This window comes from Micromonospora sp. DT53, from assembly GCF_049841535.1.
Taxonomy (GTDB): Bacteria; Actinomycetota; Actinomycetes; order Mycobacteriales; family Micromonosporaceae; genus Micromonospora.
This window is the reverse complement of the sequence record NZ_JBNCKM010000002.1, coordinates 49,304-65,110: the sequence shown is the minus strand read 5'-3', so window position 1 is coordinate 65,110 and position 15,807 is coordinate 49,304. Positions and strand designations below refer to the sequence as shown.

Below are 15,807 nucleotides of genomic sequence, written 5' to 3'. Positions count from 1 at the left end.
CGGAACCGGGTGGCGACGCCCTGCGGTCCGTCGGATTCACCGCACGTCGTCGCCGCAGAAGACCGACTGCAGGGCGGCCAGGAGACCCGCGCTCTCCGGCACCGCAAGCTGCCCCCGGACGTCCCGGTCGATGTCGTAGACGTTGCCGGCGAGGACGAGCTGCCGGGAGTCGTCCAGGCTGGTCACCGCGATGCTGGTGAAGCCCGGCCCGCCGCCGTCGGTCGTCCACACCGGCACGGGGCCGGTCGCGCACGGCGCCGTCATCCGCTGCACGCCCAGGCCGTACCACTGCCCGTCCGGCGAGTCGTCCATCGGCACCACGGTCTCCAACTCCCGCTGCTGGGCCGGCGCGAGCAGCCGCCCGCCGAACAGCGCCCGATGAAACCGCGCCAGGTCAGCCGTCGTCGAGATCATCGCCCCGGCGGTCCAGTCGTAGGACGGGCTGAACGTGGTCACATCCCGGCCGGTCAGGTCGTAGCCGTGCAGGTGCCGGCCATGGATCTCCGGGTCGACGACCGGGAAGGAGGTCTGACTCAGGCCGAGCGGACCGATGATCCGCCGCCGCACCTCGTTCGCCGCGCCCCGGCCGGTGACCGCCTCGATGATCAGGCCGGCCAGCAGGTAGTTGGTGTTCGAGTAGTCCCACGAGGTGCCGGGGGCGAAGTCCGGCCGGTGTGCCATCGCCGCGGCGACCACCGCGCGTGGCGGGATCACCCGGTCCCAGTCGTGCTCGTCGAGGTACGGGGCCCAGAAGCTCCGTTGGCTGGTCGGGTCCCAGATGCCGCTTGTGTGGTTGAGCAACTGCCGGACGGTGATCGTCGAACCGTCGTTGCCGTTGCCCCGGACGACCCCCGGCAGCCAGCGCTCGACCGGGTCGTTCAAGGTCAACCGGCCCTCACCCACCAGTTGCAGCAGCACCGTCGACACGAAGGCCTTGGTGTTGCTGGCGATCCGGAACCGGTCGTCCGGTCGAGCCCGCGCCCCGGTGGTCCGATCGGCTACTCCCGCCGCCACCTGCCACCGGCGGTCGTCCACCCGGCCGTAGGCCACCGCGGCGGGGAAGCCGTCCGCGACCAGTTGATCGAGCGCGGTGACCAGCGCGTGGCGTTCCGGCGCGGAAGAGTCGGCACGTGCTGGCAGGGGTGGGACGGCGAGGGTGGCGACCAACGTGCCGGCCGACACCACCACCGCCCAGAGCGAACGTGTCATGACCTGCTCCAATCGACGAAACGGCTGTTCCCGTCGACCCTGCCGGCGGACGGACCGCAGCGACATGCGGCTCTCCCGACGATCGGGTGGGGTTAACCCGATGAAGCGCGGCGGGTTGCCCGGCTGGGCGGACGACCCGCATCCGGGCATGCTGAGCCGGAACACCCGCCGCCGGGTCGTCCTCGGGGACGGTGTCGTCGGCACGGTCGGGAGGATCAGGTGACGAGTCTCCGGCAGCTCCGCAACCAGGTCGGCTACGTGCTGGCCAGCCTGCCGCTGGCGGTCGTCGGTTTCGCGTACGCCCTCCTCACGGTGGTGGTCGGCGGGGCGCTCGCGCTGACGCTGCTCGGCCTGCCGCTGCTGTCCTCCGGCGTTCTCGGCGCGCGCGGTTGGGGCTGGCTGCACCGCGCGCTGGCCCGGGCGACGCTGGGGCTGCGGGTCGCGGGCCCGCGCCCGCTCCGACGACGGCCCGGTCCGGTGGGGTACGTGCGGAGCGGCCTCGGCGACGCCACGGGTTGGCGGGCGCTGGCCTACCTGATCGTGAAGCTGCCGGTGACGCTGCTCGCGACGGCGGTGATCGCAGCCTTCCTCTGCTACCCGATGTTCCTGCTCAGCCATCCCCTCTGGTGGTCGCACCTGGGCGCCCTGCAACTCGGGGACTTCTTCTTCGACACCTGGCCCCGGTCGTTCCTGCTGGCCGGGATCGGTGCCGGAATGCTTCTCGTCGGCCGGGGGCTGCTGCGTCTGATCCTGCTCCTGGACGGGCTGCTGATCCGTGGCCTGTTGGGCCCGACCAGCCTCGACGAGCGGGTCGACGACCTCGAAGAGGCCCGCGCGCTGGCCGTCGACGACGCCGCCGCGCTGCTGCGCCGCATCGAGCGCGACCTGCACGACGGCACCCAGGCGCAACTGGTCGCCCTGGCCATGAAACTCGGTCTGGCCAAGGAGAAGCTCTCCGTCGACGCGGCGCCGGAGGCCAGGGCGCTCGTGGAAACCGCACACCGGGACGCGAAAGTCGCGATCACCGACCTCCGTGACCTGACCCGGGGCATCCATCCGCCGATGCTCGACAACGGTCTGGAGGCGGCGCTTGGCACCCTTGTGGCGCGAGGCGCCGTACCCGTGCGGTTGCGGGTCGAGATGCGCGACCGACCGTCACCGGCCGTCGAGACGATCGTCTACTACTGCGTCGCCGAGCTGCTCACAAACGTCGCGAAACACGCCACGGCCCGACGGGCCACCGTCGAGGTACGTCAACACGACGGTCTGCTGCGGGTGCAGGTCGGCGACGACGGCGGCGGCGGCGCCACGGTCGGTTCGACGGCCCACGCGTTGCCGGGAGGCGGGCTGGCCGGGCTGCGCGACCGGGCCCGTACCGTGGACGGCACGATGCGGATCGACAGCCCACCCGGCGGGCCGACGCTTGTCACCCTGGAACTCCCGGTGCGGATATGACAGGCCTGCGCGTGGTCATCGCCGAGGACTCCGGCATCCTCCGCGACGGGCTCAGCTACCTGCTCGTCGATCGAGGGCACCAGGTGCTCGCCGCGGTGGGCGACCCGGAGGCGCTGCGGGCCGCCGTGGACGAGCACCGGCCCGACGTGGCCGTGATCGACATCCGGATGCCGCCGACGTACACCGACGAAGGGCTGCGGGCCGCGCTCGCCGTACGCGCCGCCCATCCCGGTACGCCGGTGCTGCTCTTCTCCCAGTACGTGGAGACCCGGTACGCGGCGCAGTTGCTCGCCGGCGGTGCCGGAGGCGTCGGCTACCTGCTGAAGGACCGGGTGGCCGAGGTCGGCGAGTTCGTCGACGCGCTCACCCGTGTCGCCGCTGGCGCGACGGTGCTCGATCCGGACGTGGTGACGCAGCTGCTCGGCGCGGCCCGGGGCCCCGGCGAACTGGCCGGCCTCTCCGAGCGGGAACGGGCCGTGCTGGCCCTGATGGCCGAGGGACGCTCGAACGTGGCGATCGCCGCGGCGCTGTTCCTCAGCGTGGGGGCGGTGGAGAAGCACATCACCAGCATCTTCGGCAAGCTCGGTCTGCCGCCCACCGAGACCGACCACCGTCGGGTCCTCGCGGTGTTGCGTTACCTCCAGTCCGGGAGCTGACACGTCGCGGTGTCGGGCTCGGTCCCAAGATCGCGCAATATCCAGGATCTAGTGGCATCGGTGCGTCGATGAGACCACTACATCCTGGTTCCAGCGCGATCTTGGCGCGGGGTGCGACGCGGCGCGGCGCGGACCTGCGCGGAAGGGGGTGGATGTCGGTCGGCGGGGCTAGGCTTGTTGTCGTGCACCCCCCGTCCGGCTGGACGAGGGGCCGCCGTCGTGTGCGTCGACTCCCCTGGAAGGACTCCCTTGCTCACCGGTCTGTTCACCGCAGCCCTGGCCGACCCCGGGCTGACCCGGGCGCGTGACCTGGCGCGCTCCGGTGCCGCCCAGGTCGACGGCCTCGACATCACCGCCCCGGCGGCGCTGCGCCCGTTCGCCGTCGCGGCGGTCGCCGCGGACAACGACGGTGCCGGGCGACCGGTGCTGGCGGTGACCGCCACCACCCGCGAGGCCGACGACCTGGCCGCCGCGCTTGGCGGTTTGCTACCGGCCGAGCAGGTAGTGGTCTTCCCCTCCTGGGAGACGCTGCCGCACGAGCGGCTGTCCCCACGCTCCGACACCGTCGGCCGGCGGCTGGCCGTGCTGCGCCGCCTGGCGCACCCCGAGGCGACCGACGCGCACGGCGGCACCGGGCCACTGCGGGTGGTCGTGGCCCCGGTCCGTTCGCTGCTCCAGCCGCAGCTGAAGGGGCTCGGCGATCTGGAGCCGGTGCAGCTGGCCGCCGGCGAGGAGGCCGACCTGGAGGAAGTCGCCCGTCGGCTGATCGACATGGCGTACGCCCGGGTCGACCTGGTCACCAAGCGCGGCGAGTTCGCGGTGCGCGGCGGCATCCTGGACGTCTTCCCGCCCACCGACGAGCACCCGTCCCGGGTCGAGTTCTGGGGCGACGAGGTGGAGGAGATCCGCACCTTCGCCGTCGCCGACCAGCGGACCATCGAGCAGGTTCCGCTGCTCTGGGCGCCGCCGTGTCGGGAGTTGCTGCTCACGCCGTCGGTCCGTGCTCGGGCCGCCGCGCTCGCCGAGCAGCACCCCGAGCTGGCCGAAATCCTCGACAAGCTGGCCGAGGGCATTCCGGTCGAGGGGATGGAGTCGCTGGCCCCGGTGCTGGTCGGCCCCGACTCGTTGGAGCTGCTGCTGGACGCCATGCCGGCCGGCACCCACGTCCTGCTCTGCGACCCGGAGCGGATCCGCACCCGGGCGCACGACCTGGTGCGTACCTCGGAGGAGTTCTTGCAGGCCAGTTGGGCCGCCGCCGCGGTCGGCGGCCAGGCCCCGGTGGACGTCGGCGCCGCCGCCTTCCGCACCCTCGGCGAGGTGCGCGCCGCCGCGGGCAAGCTCGGCCAGCCGTGGTGGACGCTGTCCCCGTTCGGTCTCGTCGAGGGGGAGACGGCCGAGGCACGGCAGCCCTGGGAGGACGCGCCGGAGCAGGCCGCCGTCACGCCGGACGACGCCATCGCGGTGACCCTGTCCGCCCAGCCGGCGCCGCTCTATCACGGCGAGACCTCGCGAGTCGTCGAGGACCTCAAGCGCTGGGCCGGCGAGGGCTGGTCCATCGCGTTGGTCTTCGAGGGGCACGGTCCCGCCCAGCGGGCGGTGGAGGTGCTGCGCGACGCCGGCCTGGGCGCCCGGTTGACCGAGGAGGTGCCGACCGCGCCCGTCCCGGGCGAGCTGGTCGTCACCTGTGGTGCGCTGAGCAGCGGGTTCGTCGACGAGGCGTCCCGCTTCGTGCTGCTCACCGGCAATGACGTGACAGGTGGTCGGGGCACCTCGACACGGGACATGCGCAAGATGCCGAGCCGGCGGCGCAACACGATCGACCCGCTGGAGTTGAAGGCCGGCGACCACGTGGTGCACGAGCAGCACGGCATCGGCCGCTACGTCGAGCTGGTGCAGCGCACCGTCAACGGCGCCAGCCGGGAATACCTCGTCATCGAGTACGCGGCCAGCAAGCGGGGCCAGCCCGGCGACAGGTTGTTCGTTCCGACCGACCAGCTCGACCAGCTCTCCCGCTACGTGGGTGGCGAGCAGCCGACCCTGCACAAGATGGGCGGCTCGGACTGGCAGAAGTCCAAGGCCCGCGCCCGCAAGGCGGTCCGGGAGATCGCCGCGCAGCTCATTCAGCTCTACGCCGCGCGTAAGGCGTCCAAGGGTCACTCGTTCGGCCCGGACACGCCGTGGCAGCGGGAGCTGGAGGACGCCTTCCCCTGGCAGGAGACGCCGGACCAGCTCGCCGCGATCGACGAGGTCAAGCGGGACATGGAGCAGACCGTCCCGATGGACCGGCTGATCTGCGGCGATGTCGGCTACGGCAAGACCGAGATCGCGGTCCGGGCGGCGTTCAAGGCGGTACAGGACGGTAAGCAGGTGGCGGTGCTGGTGCCGACCACCCTGCTGGTGCAGCAGCACTACAACACGTTCGCCGAGCGGATGAGCCAGTTCCCGGTGCAGATCCGGCAGCTGTCGCGGTTCCAGACGGCGAAGGAGACCGAGCGGACGCTGGAGATGGTCGCCGACGGCACCGTCGACATCGTCATCGGTACGCACCGGCTGTTGCAGACGGCGACCCGGTTCAAGCAACTGGGTCTGGTGATCGTCGACGAGGAGCAGCGCTTCGGTGTCGAGCACAAGGAGCACCTGAAGACGCTGCGCGCGTCGGTCGACGTGCTCAGCATGTCGGCCACCCCGATCCCGCGCACCCTGGAGATGGCGATCACCGGCATCCGGGAGATGTCCACCATCGCCACCCCGCCGGAGGAGCGGCACCCCGTGCTCACCTTCGTCGGCGCGCAGGACGACCGGCAGGTGGCCGCGTCCATCCACCGCGAGTTGCTCCGCGACGGGCAGGTCTTCTACCTGCACAACCGGGTCGAGTCGATCGACCGGGCGGCGCGGCGGCTACGGGAGCTGGTGCCCGAGGCGCGGGTCGCGGTGGCGCACGGCCAGATGGGCGAGGACGCCCTGGAGAAGGTCATGGTCGGCTTCTGGGAAAAGGAGTTCGACGTCCTGGTCTGCACCACGATCGTCGAGTCGGGCATCGACATCCCGAACGCCAACACGCTGATCGTGGAGCGGGCCGACCTGCTCGGCCTGGCCCAGCTGCACCAGATCCGTGGCCGGGTCGGCCGGGGCCGGGAGCGGGCGTACGCCTACTTCCTCTACCCGCCGGAGAAGCCGCTCACCGAGCACGCCCACGAGCGGTTGGCGACCATCGCCCAGCACACCGAGTTGGGCGCGGGCATGTACGTGGCGATGAAGGACCTGGAGATCCGGGGCGCCGGCAACCTGCTCGGTGGGGAGCAGTCCGGGCACATCGAGGGTGTCGGCTTCGACCTGTACGTGCGGATGGTCGGCGAGGCGGTCTCCGCGTTCAAGGGTGAGCGGCCGGAGGAGGAGGCCGACGTCAAGATCGATCTGCCGGTCGACGCGCACCTGCCACACGACTACGTGAGCGTGGAGCGGCTGCGCCTGGAGATGTACCGCAAGCTCGCCGAGGCGCGCGACGAGGAGCGGCTGGGCGAGGTGATCGCCGAGATGACCGACCGGTATGGCGAGCCGCCGGCGCCGGTGCAGAATCTGGTGGAGGTGGCCCGGTTCCGCCTGCTGGCCCGCCGCTACGGCCTGACCGACGTGTCCATGCAGGGCAAGCACGTACGGTTCGGCCCGCTGCCCCTCCCGGACTCGAAGCAGCTGCGGCTCAAGCGCTACCACCCGGATGCCGTCTACAAGCAGGCCACCGACCAGGTCAGCGTGCCCCGACCGACCACCCGTCGGATCGGCGGCGAGCCGCTGCGTGACCAGGCGTTGCTCCAGTGGTGCGCGCAACTGCTCTCCGATGTGCTCGGTGCCCCGGCCCCACTCGCCGTCGCGGCGGGTTGAGCCGCCGGTCCGGTCAGCCACCTCACCGGGTGGCTGACCGGGCCGGGTCGGGTGGGCCCCCGCGGTGCGGTGGGGGCCGTCACAGCCGGGGAGAGGGCATGAGAGAGTGACGGGTATGCGTGCTCGCCGTGTGATCGCCGCCGCCAGCGTCGCGGCCCTGGGTGTCCTCTCCCTCGCCGCCTGCGGCAAGTCCGCACCGAACATCGCCGCGTATGTCGGTGACACCACCTATTCGGTGGACCGGGTCGACGCGATCTACGACGACGCGCAGTCGAAGTTCGGCGACGCGGTCCGGCAGGAGGCCGGCAAGGCCGGGGCGACGCCGTCGGCGGAGCAGTTGCGCGCCGCGGTGACCCGTCAGGACGTGGTCAACCTGCTTGTCAGTTTGGAGCTCGGCAAGCGGGTGGCCGCGGCGAAGAACATCCAGGTGCCCGACGAGGTCACCCCGCAGCAGCTTGAGCAGAACCTGCGGGTGCCGGCGACCACCGAGTACGCCAAGCTCTGGGGTGAGTGGATCGACCTGCTCCAGGTGCTCAACCAGCAGCTCCCGCCGGCTGAGCTGAGCGACGACTCGCTGATGGCCGTCTACGACGCGCTGGCGAAGACCGGGGCGATCAAGGGCGGCATGTCGGTGGCCGACGTCCGTCAGGCGTTCGGCGACGGTGGCTTCGTCCGCAGCGCCACCGCCCTCAGCACCGCGCTGGAGGACGAGGCGAGCCGGATCGACGTCACGATCAACCCGCGCTACCGGGCGGTAGGTGTGCCGTCGGTGGTGAGCACCGGCCAGTCGCTGGTCTTCTACTCGCTGCCGTACATCAACGAGGCCGGCCCGGTCACGGACATCTCCACCCCGGAGCCGCTGCCGTCGAGCGACGCCCCGAGTGCCGAGGGCCCAGCACCGGACGAGGGCACGGCCAGCTGAGCATGACCGCACGGATCGTCCTCCTGGTCACCTCACCCCGGTTGCCCGCCGGCCTGTTGACCTCCGCGGCCTGGGACGTCGTACGCCAGCACCCGGTGCTGACCGGCGCGGACGGCGAGTTGGTCATGGCCGTGCGCCAGGCGGGCGCCGAGGTCACTGTGGTGGACGGCCCGGCGACGCAGCCGTTGTTGGACGCGGTGGCGACGCACGGCACTGTGGTGTGGCTGGCCGGCCCGGCCGGCGACGAGGCGCTGGCCCGGGAGTTGGGTCTGCGGCTGGCCCGGCAGCCGGGGTTGGCCGAGATGGAGCTGATGTACGGCTCGTGGGATCCGCCGGGTGCCCGGCTGCTCGACGCGGTGGCCGTGCTGGATCGACTGGCCTCGCCGGGTGGCGACCCGTGGAAGCGGGCGCAGACGCACCGCAGCCTCGCCGGTTACCTGCTGGAGGAGAGCTACGAGGCGTACGACGCGATAAGCGCCGACGACACCGACGCGTTGCGTGAGGAGTTGGGCGACGTCCTGTTGCAGGTGGTGCTGCACGCGCGGCTCGCCGAGGAGTTGCCCGAGGATGAGCGGTGGACCATCGACGACGTGGCCGGTGGCCTGGTCGACAAGATGATCCGGCGTAATCCGCACGTCTTCGCCGGTGCCGAGGTGGGCACCCTGGAGGAGATCACCGAGAACTGGGAGCGGATCAAGCGCGTCGAGAAGGCACGGCACTCGGTGCTGGACGGCGTGGCCCTGAGCCAGCCCGCGCTGGCCCTGGCGACGCAGATCCTGGACCGCGCGGCCCGCAGAGGCATCGAGGTTCCGCCCCCGTTGGCGGACACCCAGACGGACGCCGAAGCCAAACTGGGCGCCAACCTCCTGGCAACGGTAGCCGCAGCCCGCGAGCAGGGCATAGACCCGGAAGCAGCCCTCCGCCGAACCATCCTGTCCCACGCCCAGTCCATCCGCGCCGCCGAACCCCCACCCCCACCCAAACCCGCCAGCCCGCGGTGATCATGAAGTTATTGCCCCGACACGCCGAGGTGGATGGCAATAACTTCATGATCGACGCAGTGGCCTCAACCCGGCCGTGTCGGGGTGGGTGGTCGGTAGGGTGGGCGGGTGGAAGCGTTTGGGGTGCTGGCCGAGCGGGTTGTCGAGGCATTGCTGGAGTCGCGGCCGGGGGTTGCCACCGCGGCAGGTGACCACCGGTTCGACGACCGGCTGCCGGACCTGTCCGCCGACGGGTTGACTGCCGATCGGGCGATGCTCTCCGACGCGGCCAACGCACTGTCCGAACTGGACCCGGACTCGCTCGACGTCGAGGAGCAGGTCGACCACGCGCTGCTCACCTCATTCGTGGACCGGGAGCTGTTCGAGCTGACCGAGATCCGGTCGTACGAGTGGGATCCGCTGCGGCACAACCCCGGCCCGCTGCTGCACCCGCTGCTGTCCCGCCCGTACGCCCCCGCGGAGGTGCGGCTGACCCAACTGGCCGGCCGGCTCGCCGCCGTACCGGACGCCCTCGCCACCGCCCGCGCGACGCTGCGGGACATGCCGCGGATCCACGCGGAGACGGCGGTCGGGCAGTTCACCGGCACGGCCGCGCTGATCCGCGACGAGCTGCCCGCGCTGCTCGCCCAGGCGCCGAGCCACCTCGACCGGGTCGAGCCGGCGGCCACCGCGGCGATCGCCGCGCTTGACGAGTTCGTCGCCTGGCTGCGCGTCGGCCTGGCCGCCGATGCGGGCCCCGGCCGTGACCCGCGACTGGGCCGGCGCCGTTGGGAGGCCCGACTCTGGCACACCCTCGACACCGAGCTGGGCGCCGCCGAGATCCAGCGGCGCGCCTGGGCCAACCTGGACCGGGTCACCGCGGAGATCCGCGAGGCGGCCGTCGAGCTGGTCGGCGGCCCGGCCGACGACGCCACCGTGCGCCGGGCGCTGGACCTGCTCGCCGCCGAGCACCCGAACGACGCGACGATCGTCGATCTGGCCGGGGTGACCCTGGACGAGGCGACCGACTTCGTCCGCGCACACGACCTGGTCAGCCTGGTCGACGACAGGTGCGTGATCCAGGAGATGCCGGAGTTCGCCCGGGGGGTCGCGGTGGCGTACTGCGACGCGCCCGGCCCGCTGGAAACCGCCGTCGTGCCGACCTTCTACTGCATCGCGCCCACCCCGTCGGACTGGCCGGCGCAGCGGGTCGAGTCGTTCTACCGCGAGTACAACGACCACATGATCCGCAACCTGACGGTGCACGAGGCGATGCCTGGGCACTTCCTCCAGCTCGCCCACGCCCGCCGCTACGTCGGTGGCACGCGGGTTCGCGCGCTGGCCGAGTCCGGCCCGTTCATCGAGGGCTGGGCGGTCTACGCGGAGGAGGTGATGACGGCGCTCGGCTTCGGCGGTCTGCCGGTGCGGTTGCAGCAGCTCAAGATGCAACTACGGATGACCATCAACGCGCTGCTCGACCAGTTGGTGCACGCCGAGGACCTGCCCGAGGCCGAGGCGATGGCGTTGATGACCGGGCGCGGCTTCCAGGAGGAGGGCGAGGCGGCCGGCAAGTGGCGGCGGGCGCAACTCACCTCCACCCAGCTCTCCACCTACTTCGTCGGGTACAGCGAGGTGGCCGAGATCGCCGCCGCCCGCCCGGACGGGGTGTCGGTCCGCGACTGGCACGACGCGATGCTCGCCCACGACTGCCCGCCCCCGCGCCACCTGCGCACCCTGCTCGGTCTCTGACAAGAAACGCCGGGCCGCGCGGGCTCAGCGCCGCGCGGCGGTCACCGTCACGTCGATCAGCCAGCGCGAGATGGAGTACGCGGGCGGCAGTCGCGCCGGCAGCGCACCCAGGCCGAACCGGTGGGTCGGTCACGAGCCGCCGGGACGGCGGTCGACGACGCCGGCGCCGGCGGGCGGATCGAAGGCCTGCTCGTCGACAGTCGCGGAGTAGTCGCTCAGCGCCAGCTCCATCGGCTTGCCGTCGACCGGCCCGGTGAAACTGCCGAGCACGCCCTCGGTGGTGACGCAGGCGGTGAAGTCGCCGGACGAGCTCTCCACCGCCACGCAGGCGGCGTGGTGCCCGGCGACTGTGGTGTCGCTCGGCTTGATGACCGCCTGCGGGTCGAGTGCGGCGGCGGTGAGCAGCCCGACCACCACCGGCGGCGTGACGAGGCCCTGCCGGTTGGCCTCGCCGAACAGCGTCACCGTGGGCTTGCTGCCCGGGGTGGGCGGGGCGATCAGCGTGCACTGCGGGCGGGCGCCGGTCGTCGTGCACCGGGTGATGGCGTCCGGGGTGACGGTGAGTTGCCCGCCCGGATAGGTGTACGCGGATCGGGCCGGGTCCTGTGCCTGCACGATCGCGGCGCGCTGGCCGCCGGGCAGTTGGTAGTCGGCCGAGTAGGTCAACTCCAGTGCCCGATCGAGCCGGGCGGCGAGGTCGTTGACGATTTCCGAGCGGCCCATGGCGACTCCGGCGTCCTCGAATGTCTGACAGCCGGTGACCGTGAGCGACGCGATGACCGACACGGCGAGCATGCGGAGGGTGGTCGAGGCGGCGGGCATGGCGACCAGCCTGGTGGATCTGGTCCGCGCAGCGCAAACCCGTTGCCGGTTGACGCCCGGAAATCCGGGAATGTCCGTCAACGCGGGGCGAGCCGGGTGCGCGGGCGACGCCGTGCCCGTTCGCGCCGCCCGATACGCTGCGTTCAACACCTGCCTCAGCCGCACCGTCGCGGCCCACCCACGGACCGGATCACAACAACGAGGAGCGACTTAGTGGCAACCATCGAGGGAATCGTCGCCCGGGAGATTCTCGACTCGCGGGGCAACCCGACGGTCGAGGTCGAGGTCGGTCTGGACGACGGCACGGTAGCCCGCGCCGCCGTGCCCTCCGGCGCCTCCACCGGCGCCTTCGAGGCGATCGAGCTGCGCGACGGTGATGACGACCGTTACCAGGGCAAGGGCGTGGAGAAGGCGGTCTCCAACGTCGAAGACAAGATCGTCGACCAGATCATCGGGTACGAGGCCAGCGAGCAGCGGCTGATCGACCAGAAGATGCTCGACATCGACGGCACCGACACCAAGTCGGAGCTGGGCGCGAACGCCATCCTCGGGGTCTCCCTGGCGGTGGCGAAGGCTGCTGCCGGCAGCGCCGAGCTGAGCCTCTTCCGCTACCTGGGCGGCCCGAACGCGCACCTCCTGCCCGTGCCGATGATGAACATCCTCAACGGTGGCGCGCACGCCGACTCGAACGTCGACATCCAGGAATTCATGATCGCGCCGATCGGCGCGCCCACGTTCCGTGAGGCGCTGCGCTCGGGCGCGGAGGTCTACCACGCGCTGAAGTCGGTGCTGAAGAAGAAGGGCCTCTCCACCGGGCTCGGCGACGAGGGTGGCTTCGCGCCGAACCTGCCGACCAACGCGGCGGCCCTGGACCTGATCGCCGAGGCGGTCGAGAAGGCCGGTTACCGGCTCGGCACCGACATCGTGTTCGCGCTCGACGTGGCGGCCACCGAGTTCTTCGACAACGGCAGCTACACCTTCGAGGGCGCCGCGAAGTCCGCCGAGGACATGAGCACCTACTACACGAAGCTCGCCGACGAGTACCCGATTGTGTCGATCGAGGACCCGCTGGCCGAGGACGACTGGAGCGGTTGGCAGACGCTTACCGCCTCGATCGGCGACCGGGTGCAGATCGTCGGTGACGACCTGTTCGTGACCAACCCGCAGCGCATCGCCCGTGGCATCGCGGAGAAGTCGGCGAACGCGGTCCTGGTCAAGGTCAACCAGATCGGCTCGCTGACCGAGACCCTGGACGCGGTGGACCTGGCCCACCGGGCCGGCTTCAAGTGCATGATGAGCCATCGCTCCGGCGAGACCGAGGACACCACAATCGCCGACCTGGCGGTGGCCACCGGCTGCGGCCAGATCAAGACCGGCGCGCCGGCCCGCTCGGACCGCGTCGCGAAGTACAACCAGCTGCTCCGGATCGAGGAGGAGCTGGCCGACGCGGCGCGCTACGCCGGCGCTGGCGCGTTCCCGCGCTACCGTTCGGCCTGAGACGCACGAAGCCTCGGGGGAGGGGTGTGACGATGCAGCAGCGCCGCACACCGGGTGGTCAGCGTCCCGCCCGTCGGCCGGGTCAGTCCGGTCGGCCGGGCGGTGGGCGCGCCACTCGGGGATCGGTCCGGGAGGCCGGCGTACGCGCCGAGCCGCGCGCCGCCGGTCGCGCACCGGGTGCTGCCCGGGGCGCCGAGGGTGTGCGCTCCGCGAATCGTCCGGCGGCCGCTCGGCGTACCGCCGCCGGTGGTGCCGTGAAGCGGCTCGCCGCACCCCACCCCCGTCGCTTCACCGGCCGGGCCACCGTGCTGTTCGCGGTCCTGATCGCGCTTGCTCTGGCCTACACCTACCCGGTCCGGGTCTACCTGGACCAACAGGCCAACATCGAGCGGATGGAGGCCGCCCAGGCGGTGCAGGAGCGGGAGATCGCGAAGCTCGCCGAGAGGGCCGCGAAGTGGCAGGACAAGGCGTTCATCGAGACGCAGGCTCGGGAACGGTTCTTCATGGGCCGGCCGGGCGAGAAAATCATGGTGGTGCTGCACGACCCGGAGGGCGCCGCCCGGGACGCGGGGAAGTCGGCCGGTTCGGCCACCCCGCCCGGGCCGGCGACCTGGTACGACACGCTCTGGTCGAGCGTGCAGGCGGCGGACAGCCAGCAGCCGGGCAAGTGATCCACCGACCAGCACACCAGGAGAGATGGGCACCGTGACTGTCGTACCACCGTCGGAGCCGGCGGCGGATTCCGTTCCCCTGCCGCAGCGGGAGCCGGCCACCGAGGCCGATTTGGCGGCGGTGGCCGCGCAGCTCGGCCGGACGCCCCGGGGCACCCGGGCGGTTGCCCATCGTTGCCCGTGCGGCCTGCCGGACGTGGTGGAGACGACCCCCCGCCTCGCCGACGGCACCCCGTTCCCGACCCTCTACTACCTGACCTGCCCCCGGGCCACCGCGGCGTGCAGCCGACTGGAGTCGGCGGGGCTGATGAAGGAGATGGCGGACCGGCTGGCGACGGACCCGGAGTTGGCCGCCCGCTACCGTGCGGCGCACGAGGACTACCTCACCCGCCGGGAGGCGGTCGGCGAGGTGCCGGAGATCGCCGGCATCTCGGCCGGCGGGATGCCGGGCCGGGTGAAGTGCCTGCACGTGCACCTGGGTCATGCGCTGGGCGCCGGCCCCGGCGTGAACCCGTTCGGCGACGAGACGTTGGAGCTGGTCGAGCCCTGGTGGTCGGCGGGGCCGTGCGTGGACGTGCCGGCGGGCGAGTGAACGCCCAGACCGGGTCCGAGGCGCCCGAGAGTCAGATCCTCGTACGGCGGGCCCGCACCGGGGACGTGCGGGGCATCCGGCGACTCGTCGACACCTACACCGACGACCGACGGCTGTTGAGCAAGGCCACCGTCACCCTCTTCGAGGACGTGCAGGAGTTCCGGGTCGCGGTCCGGTCCGAGGACGACGTGGTGGTGGGCTGCGGCGCGCTGCACGTCATGTGGGAGGACCTGGCCGAGATCCGCACGGTGGCCGTGGACCCGTCCTGCCGGGGCCGGCGGATCGGTCACCGACTGGTCGGCGAGCTGATCGACGCGGCCCGGGAGTTGGGCGTGGCGCGGATCTTCGTGCTCACCTTCGAGACCCGGTTCTTCGGCTCGTTCGGCTTCCGCGAGATCGACGGCGCTCCGGTGCCGCAGCCCGTCTACGAGCAGTTGCTGCGCTCGTACGACGAGGGTGTCGCCGAGTTCCTGGACCTGGAGCGGGTCAAGCCGAACACGCTGGGCAACACCCGGATGCTGCTGCGGCTCTGATCAGCCCCTGCGGGGGTGGGCGGCGAAGAACTCCCACATCAGGTCGGTGGCGGACAGCCCGGCGGACGACGCGGCGAGTTGACCGGTCTTCGCTCCCGGCCAGCTGTGGCCCATGTCGGCGAGCGTGTAGACGCTGACCTCGCTGCCGTCGGCGCAGCCTGCCACGGTGTGCGTCACACCCGGCACCCCGGACGCCTTCGGGCTCGGCCGGCAGTTGAGCCGCTGCTGCCAGGTGCGCATGCCGGTCTGGAAGGTCGAGGCGTACCGGTCCTGGCCGCCGATGAAGGTGATCACGGAGACCGGGCTCTTCGGCACGTAGCTGTCGGGGGTGGTCAAGTGTCCGCTGTAACCACCGCTGACCACCCCGATCGCGGCGAACTTGCCAGTGCTCTCCACCGCTGCCCGGAAGCTCATGTCGCCGCCGTTCGAGATGCCGGTGAGGAACACCCGGTTCGGGTCCGCGTGCCAGGTCTGCACCAGATGGTCGGTGAGGACGTTGAGGAAGCCGACGTCGTCCGCCTTGCCGCAGCAGATCAGCGCGTTGAAACCGCCGCCCTGCCCATCGGGGTAGGCCACCAGCGCGTTGTCCTTGTCGGCCTTGGCGTCCAGGCCCGCCATCTCCCACAGGGAGGTGCCGCTGCCGGGATAGAAGTGCAACGCGATGACGAGCGCGGAGGACGTGCCCGGGTCGTACCCCGGTGGCGCGTGCAGCAGGTAGGTGCGGTCGAGCCCGTTGTGCCGCAGGGTGAGCTGGTGGTCCCCGGCCGCCGGTCGTTCGCTCGACACCGACGGTGTGGCTGGAGGGGCCGACGAGGGCTGCCCCCGCTCACCACAGGCCGCGG

Annotated in this window: 13 protein-coding genes; 10 read left to right on the top strand and 3 right to left on the bottom strand. The window is 71.7% G+C overall.

The genetic code is table 11. From position 1 onward, the window contains the following. Positions 1-36 precede the first annotated feature (36 nt). Positions 37-1,209 (bottom strand): serine hydrolase domain-containing protein, encoded by a 1,173-nt coding sequence (locus ACLQ3B_RS06145; RefSeq protein ID WP_425778164.1) that lies wholly within the window; start codon positions 1,207-1,209, stop codon positions 37-39. Positions 1,210-1,428: 219 nt separating this feature from the next. Between ACLQ3B_RS06145 and ACLQ3B_RS06140 the strand changes: the two genes are divergently transcribed. The 6 genes from ACLQ3B_RS06140 to ACLQ3B_RS06115 all read left to right on the top strand — a co-directional run bounded on the left by ACLQ3B_RS06140 (position 1,429) and on the right by ACLQ3B_RS06115 (position 10,850). Further along, positions 1,429-2,664 (top strand): sensor histidine kinase, encoded by a 1,236-nt coding sequence (locus ACLQ3B_RS06140; RefSeq protein ID WP_425778162.1) that lies wholly within the window; start codon positions 1,429-1,431, stop codon positions 2,662-2,664. 5 nt (positions 2,665-2,669) lie between these two features. Further along, positions 2,670-3,320 (top strand): response regulator transcription factor, encoded by a 651-nt coding sequence (locus ACLQ3B_RS06135; protein ID WP_425779781.1) that lies wholly within the window; start codon positions 2,670-2,672, stop codon positions 3,318-3,320. 249 nt (positions 3,321-3,569) lie between these two features. Beyond that, a complete protein-coding gene (mfd, locus tag ACLQ3B_RS06130; RefSeq protein ID WP_425778160.1) occupies positions 3,570-7,199 on the top strand; it encodes a transcription-repair coupling factor in 3,630 nt (1,209 codons plus the stop codon). A 115-nt stretch (positions 7,200-7,314) separates the two neighbouring features. Continuing rightward, positions 7,315-8,121 (top strand): hypothetical protein, encoded by an 807-nt coding sequence (locus ACLQ3B_RS06125; protein ID WP_425778158.1) that lies wholly within the window; start codon positions 7,315-7,317, stop codon positions 8,119-8,121. Positions 8,122-8,123: 2 nt separating this feature from the next. After that, positions 8,124-9,122 (top strand): nucleoside triphosphate pyrophosphohydrolase, encoded by a 999-nt coding sequence (locus ACLQ3B_RS06120; RefSeq protein WP_425778156.1) that lies wholly within the window; start codon positions 8,124-8,126, stop codon positions 9,120-9,122. 108 nt (positions 9,123-9,230) lie between these two features. Further along, positions 9,231-10,850 carry a DUF885 domain-containing protein gene (locus tag ACLQ3B_RS06115; RefSeq protein WP_425778154.1) on the top strand — a complete coding sequence of 540 codons (1,620 nt, stop codon included), beginning with the start codon at positions 9,231-9,233 and terminating at the stop codon, positions 10,848-10,850. 129 nt (positions 10,851-10,979) lie between these two features. Here ACLQ3B_RS06115 and ACLQ3B_RS06110 read toward each other — a convergent pair whose 3' ends face one another. Further along, positions 10,980-11,672, bottom strand: coding sequence for a hypothetical protein (locus ACLQ3B_RS06110; protein ID WP_425778152.1), 693 nt, complete (start codon positions 11,670-11,672; stop codon positions 10,980-10,982). A gap of 213 nt (positions 11,673-11,885) precedes the next feature. Here ACLQ3B_RS06110 and eno point away from each other — a divergent pair, with 213 nt between their 5' ends. The 4 genes from eno to ACLQ3B_RS06090 are packed head-to-tail and all read left to right on the top strand — an operon-like array spanning position 11,886 to position 14,965. Beyond that, positions 11,886-13,169, top strand: coding sequence for a phosphopyruvate hydratase (eno, locus tag ACLQ3B_RS06105; protein WP_124818073.1), 1,284 nt, complete (start codon positions 11,886-11,888; stop codon positions 13,167-13,169). 32 nt (positions 13,170-13,201) lie between these two features. Then, positions 13,202-13,840, top strand: a complete 639-nt coding sequence (locus ACLQ3B_RS06100) for an FtsB family cell division protein (protein ID WP_425778149.1) — start codon at positions 13,202-13,204, stop codon at positions 13,838-13,840. Positions 13,841-13,874: 34 nt separating this feature from the next. Further along, complete coding sequence (locus ACLQ3B_RS06095) at positions 13,875-14,432, top strand: DUF501 domain-containing protein (protein ID WP_425778147.1); 558 nt, start codon at positions 13,875-13,877, stop codon at positions 14,430-14,432. Positions 14,433-14,467: 35 nt separating this feature from the next. Further along, positions 14,468-14,965, top strand: a complete 498-nt coding sequence (locus ACLQ3B_RS06090) for an amino-acid N-acetyltransferase (protein WP_425779779.1) — start codon at positions 14,468-14,470, stop codon at positions 14,963-14,965. Here ACLQ3B_RS06090 and ACLQ3B_RS06085 read toward each other — a convergent pair whose 3' ends face one another. Continuing rightward, positions 14,966-15,751 carry an alpha/beta hydrolase family esterase gene (locus ACLQ3B_RS06085; RefSeq protein ID WP_425778145.1) on the bottom strand — a complete coding sequence of 262 codons (786 nt, stop codon included), beginning with the start codon at positions 15,749-15,751 and terminating at the stop codon, positions 14,966-14,968. Positions 15,752-15,807: the final 56 nt, after the last annotated feature.

Excerpts from the sequence above, each read along its gene's own strand:
- ACLQ3B_RS06125 (WP_425778158.1), top strand. The coding sequence starts at position 7,315 with ATGCGTGCTCGCCGTGTGATCGCCGCCGCCAGCGTCGCGGCCCTGGGT.
- ACLQ3B_RS06145 (WP_425778164.1), bottom strand. The coding sequence starts at position 1,209 with ATGACACGTTCGCTCTGGGCGGTGGTGGTGTCGGCCGGCACGTTGGTC.
- ACLQ3B_RS06100 (WP_425778149.1), top strand. The coding sequence starts at position 13,202 with ATGCAGCAGCGCCGCACACCGGGTGGTCAGCGTCCCGCCCGTCGGCCG.
- ACLQ3B_RS06120 (WP_425778156.1), top strand. The coding sequence starts at position 8,124 with ATGACCGCACGGATCGTCCTCCTGGTCACCTCACCCCGGTTGCCCGCC.
- ACLQ3B_RS06110 (WP_425778152.1), bottom strand. The coding sequence starts at position 11,672 with ATGCCCGCCGCCTCGACCACCCTCCGCATGCTCGCCGTGTCGGTCATC.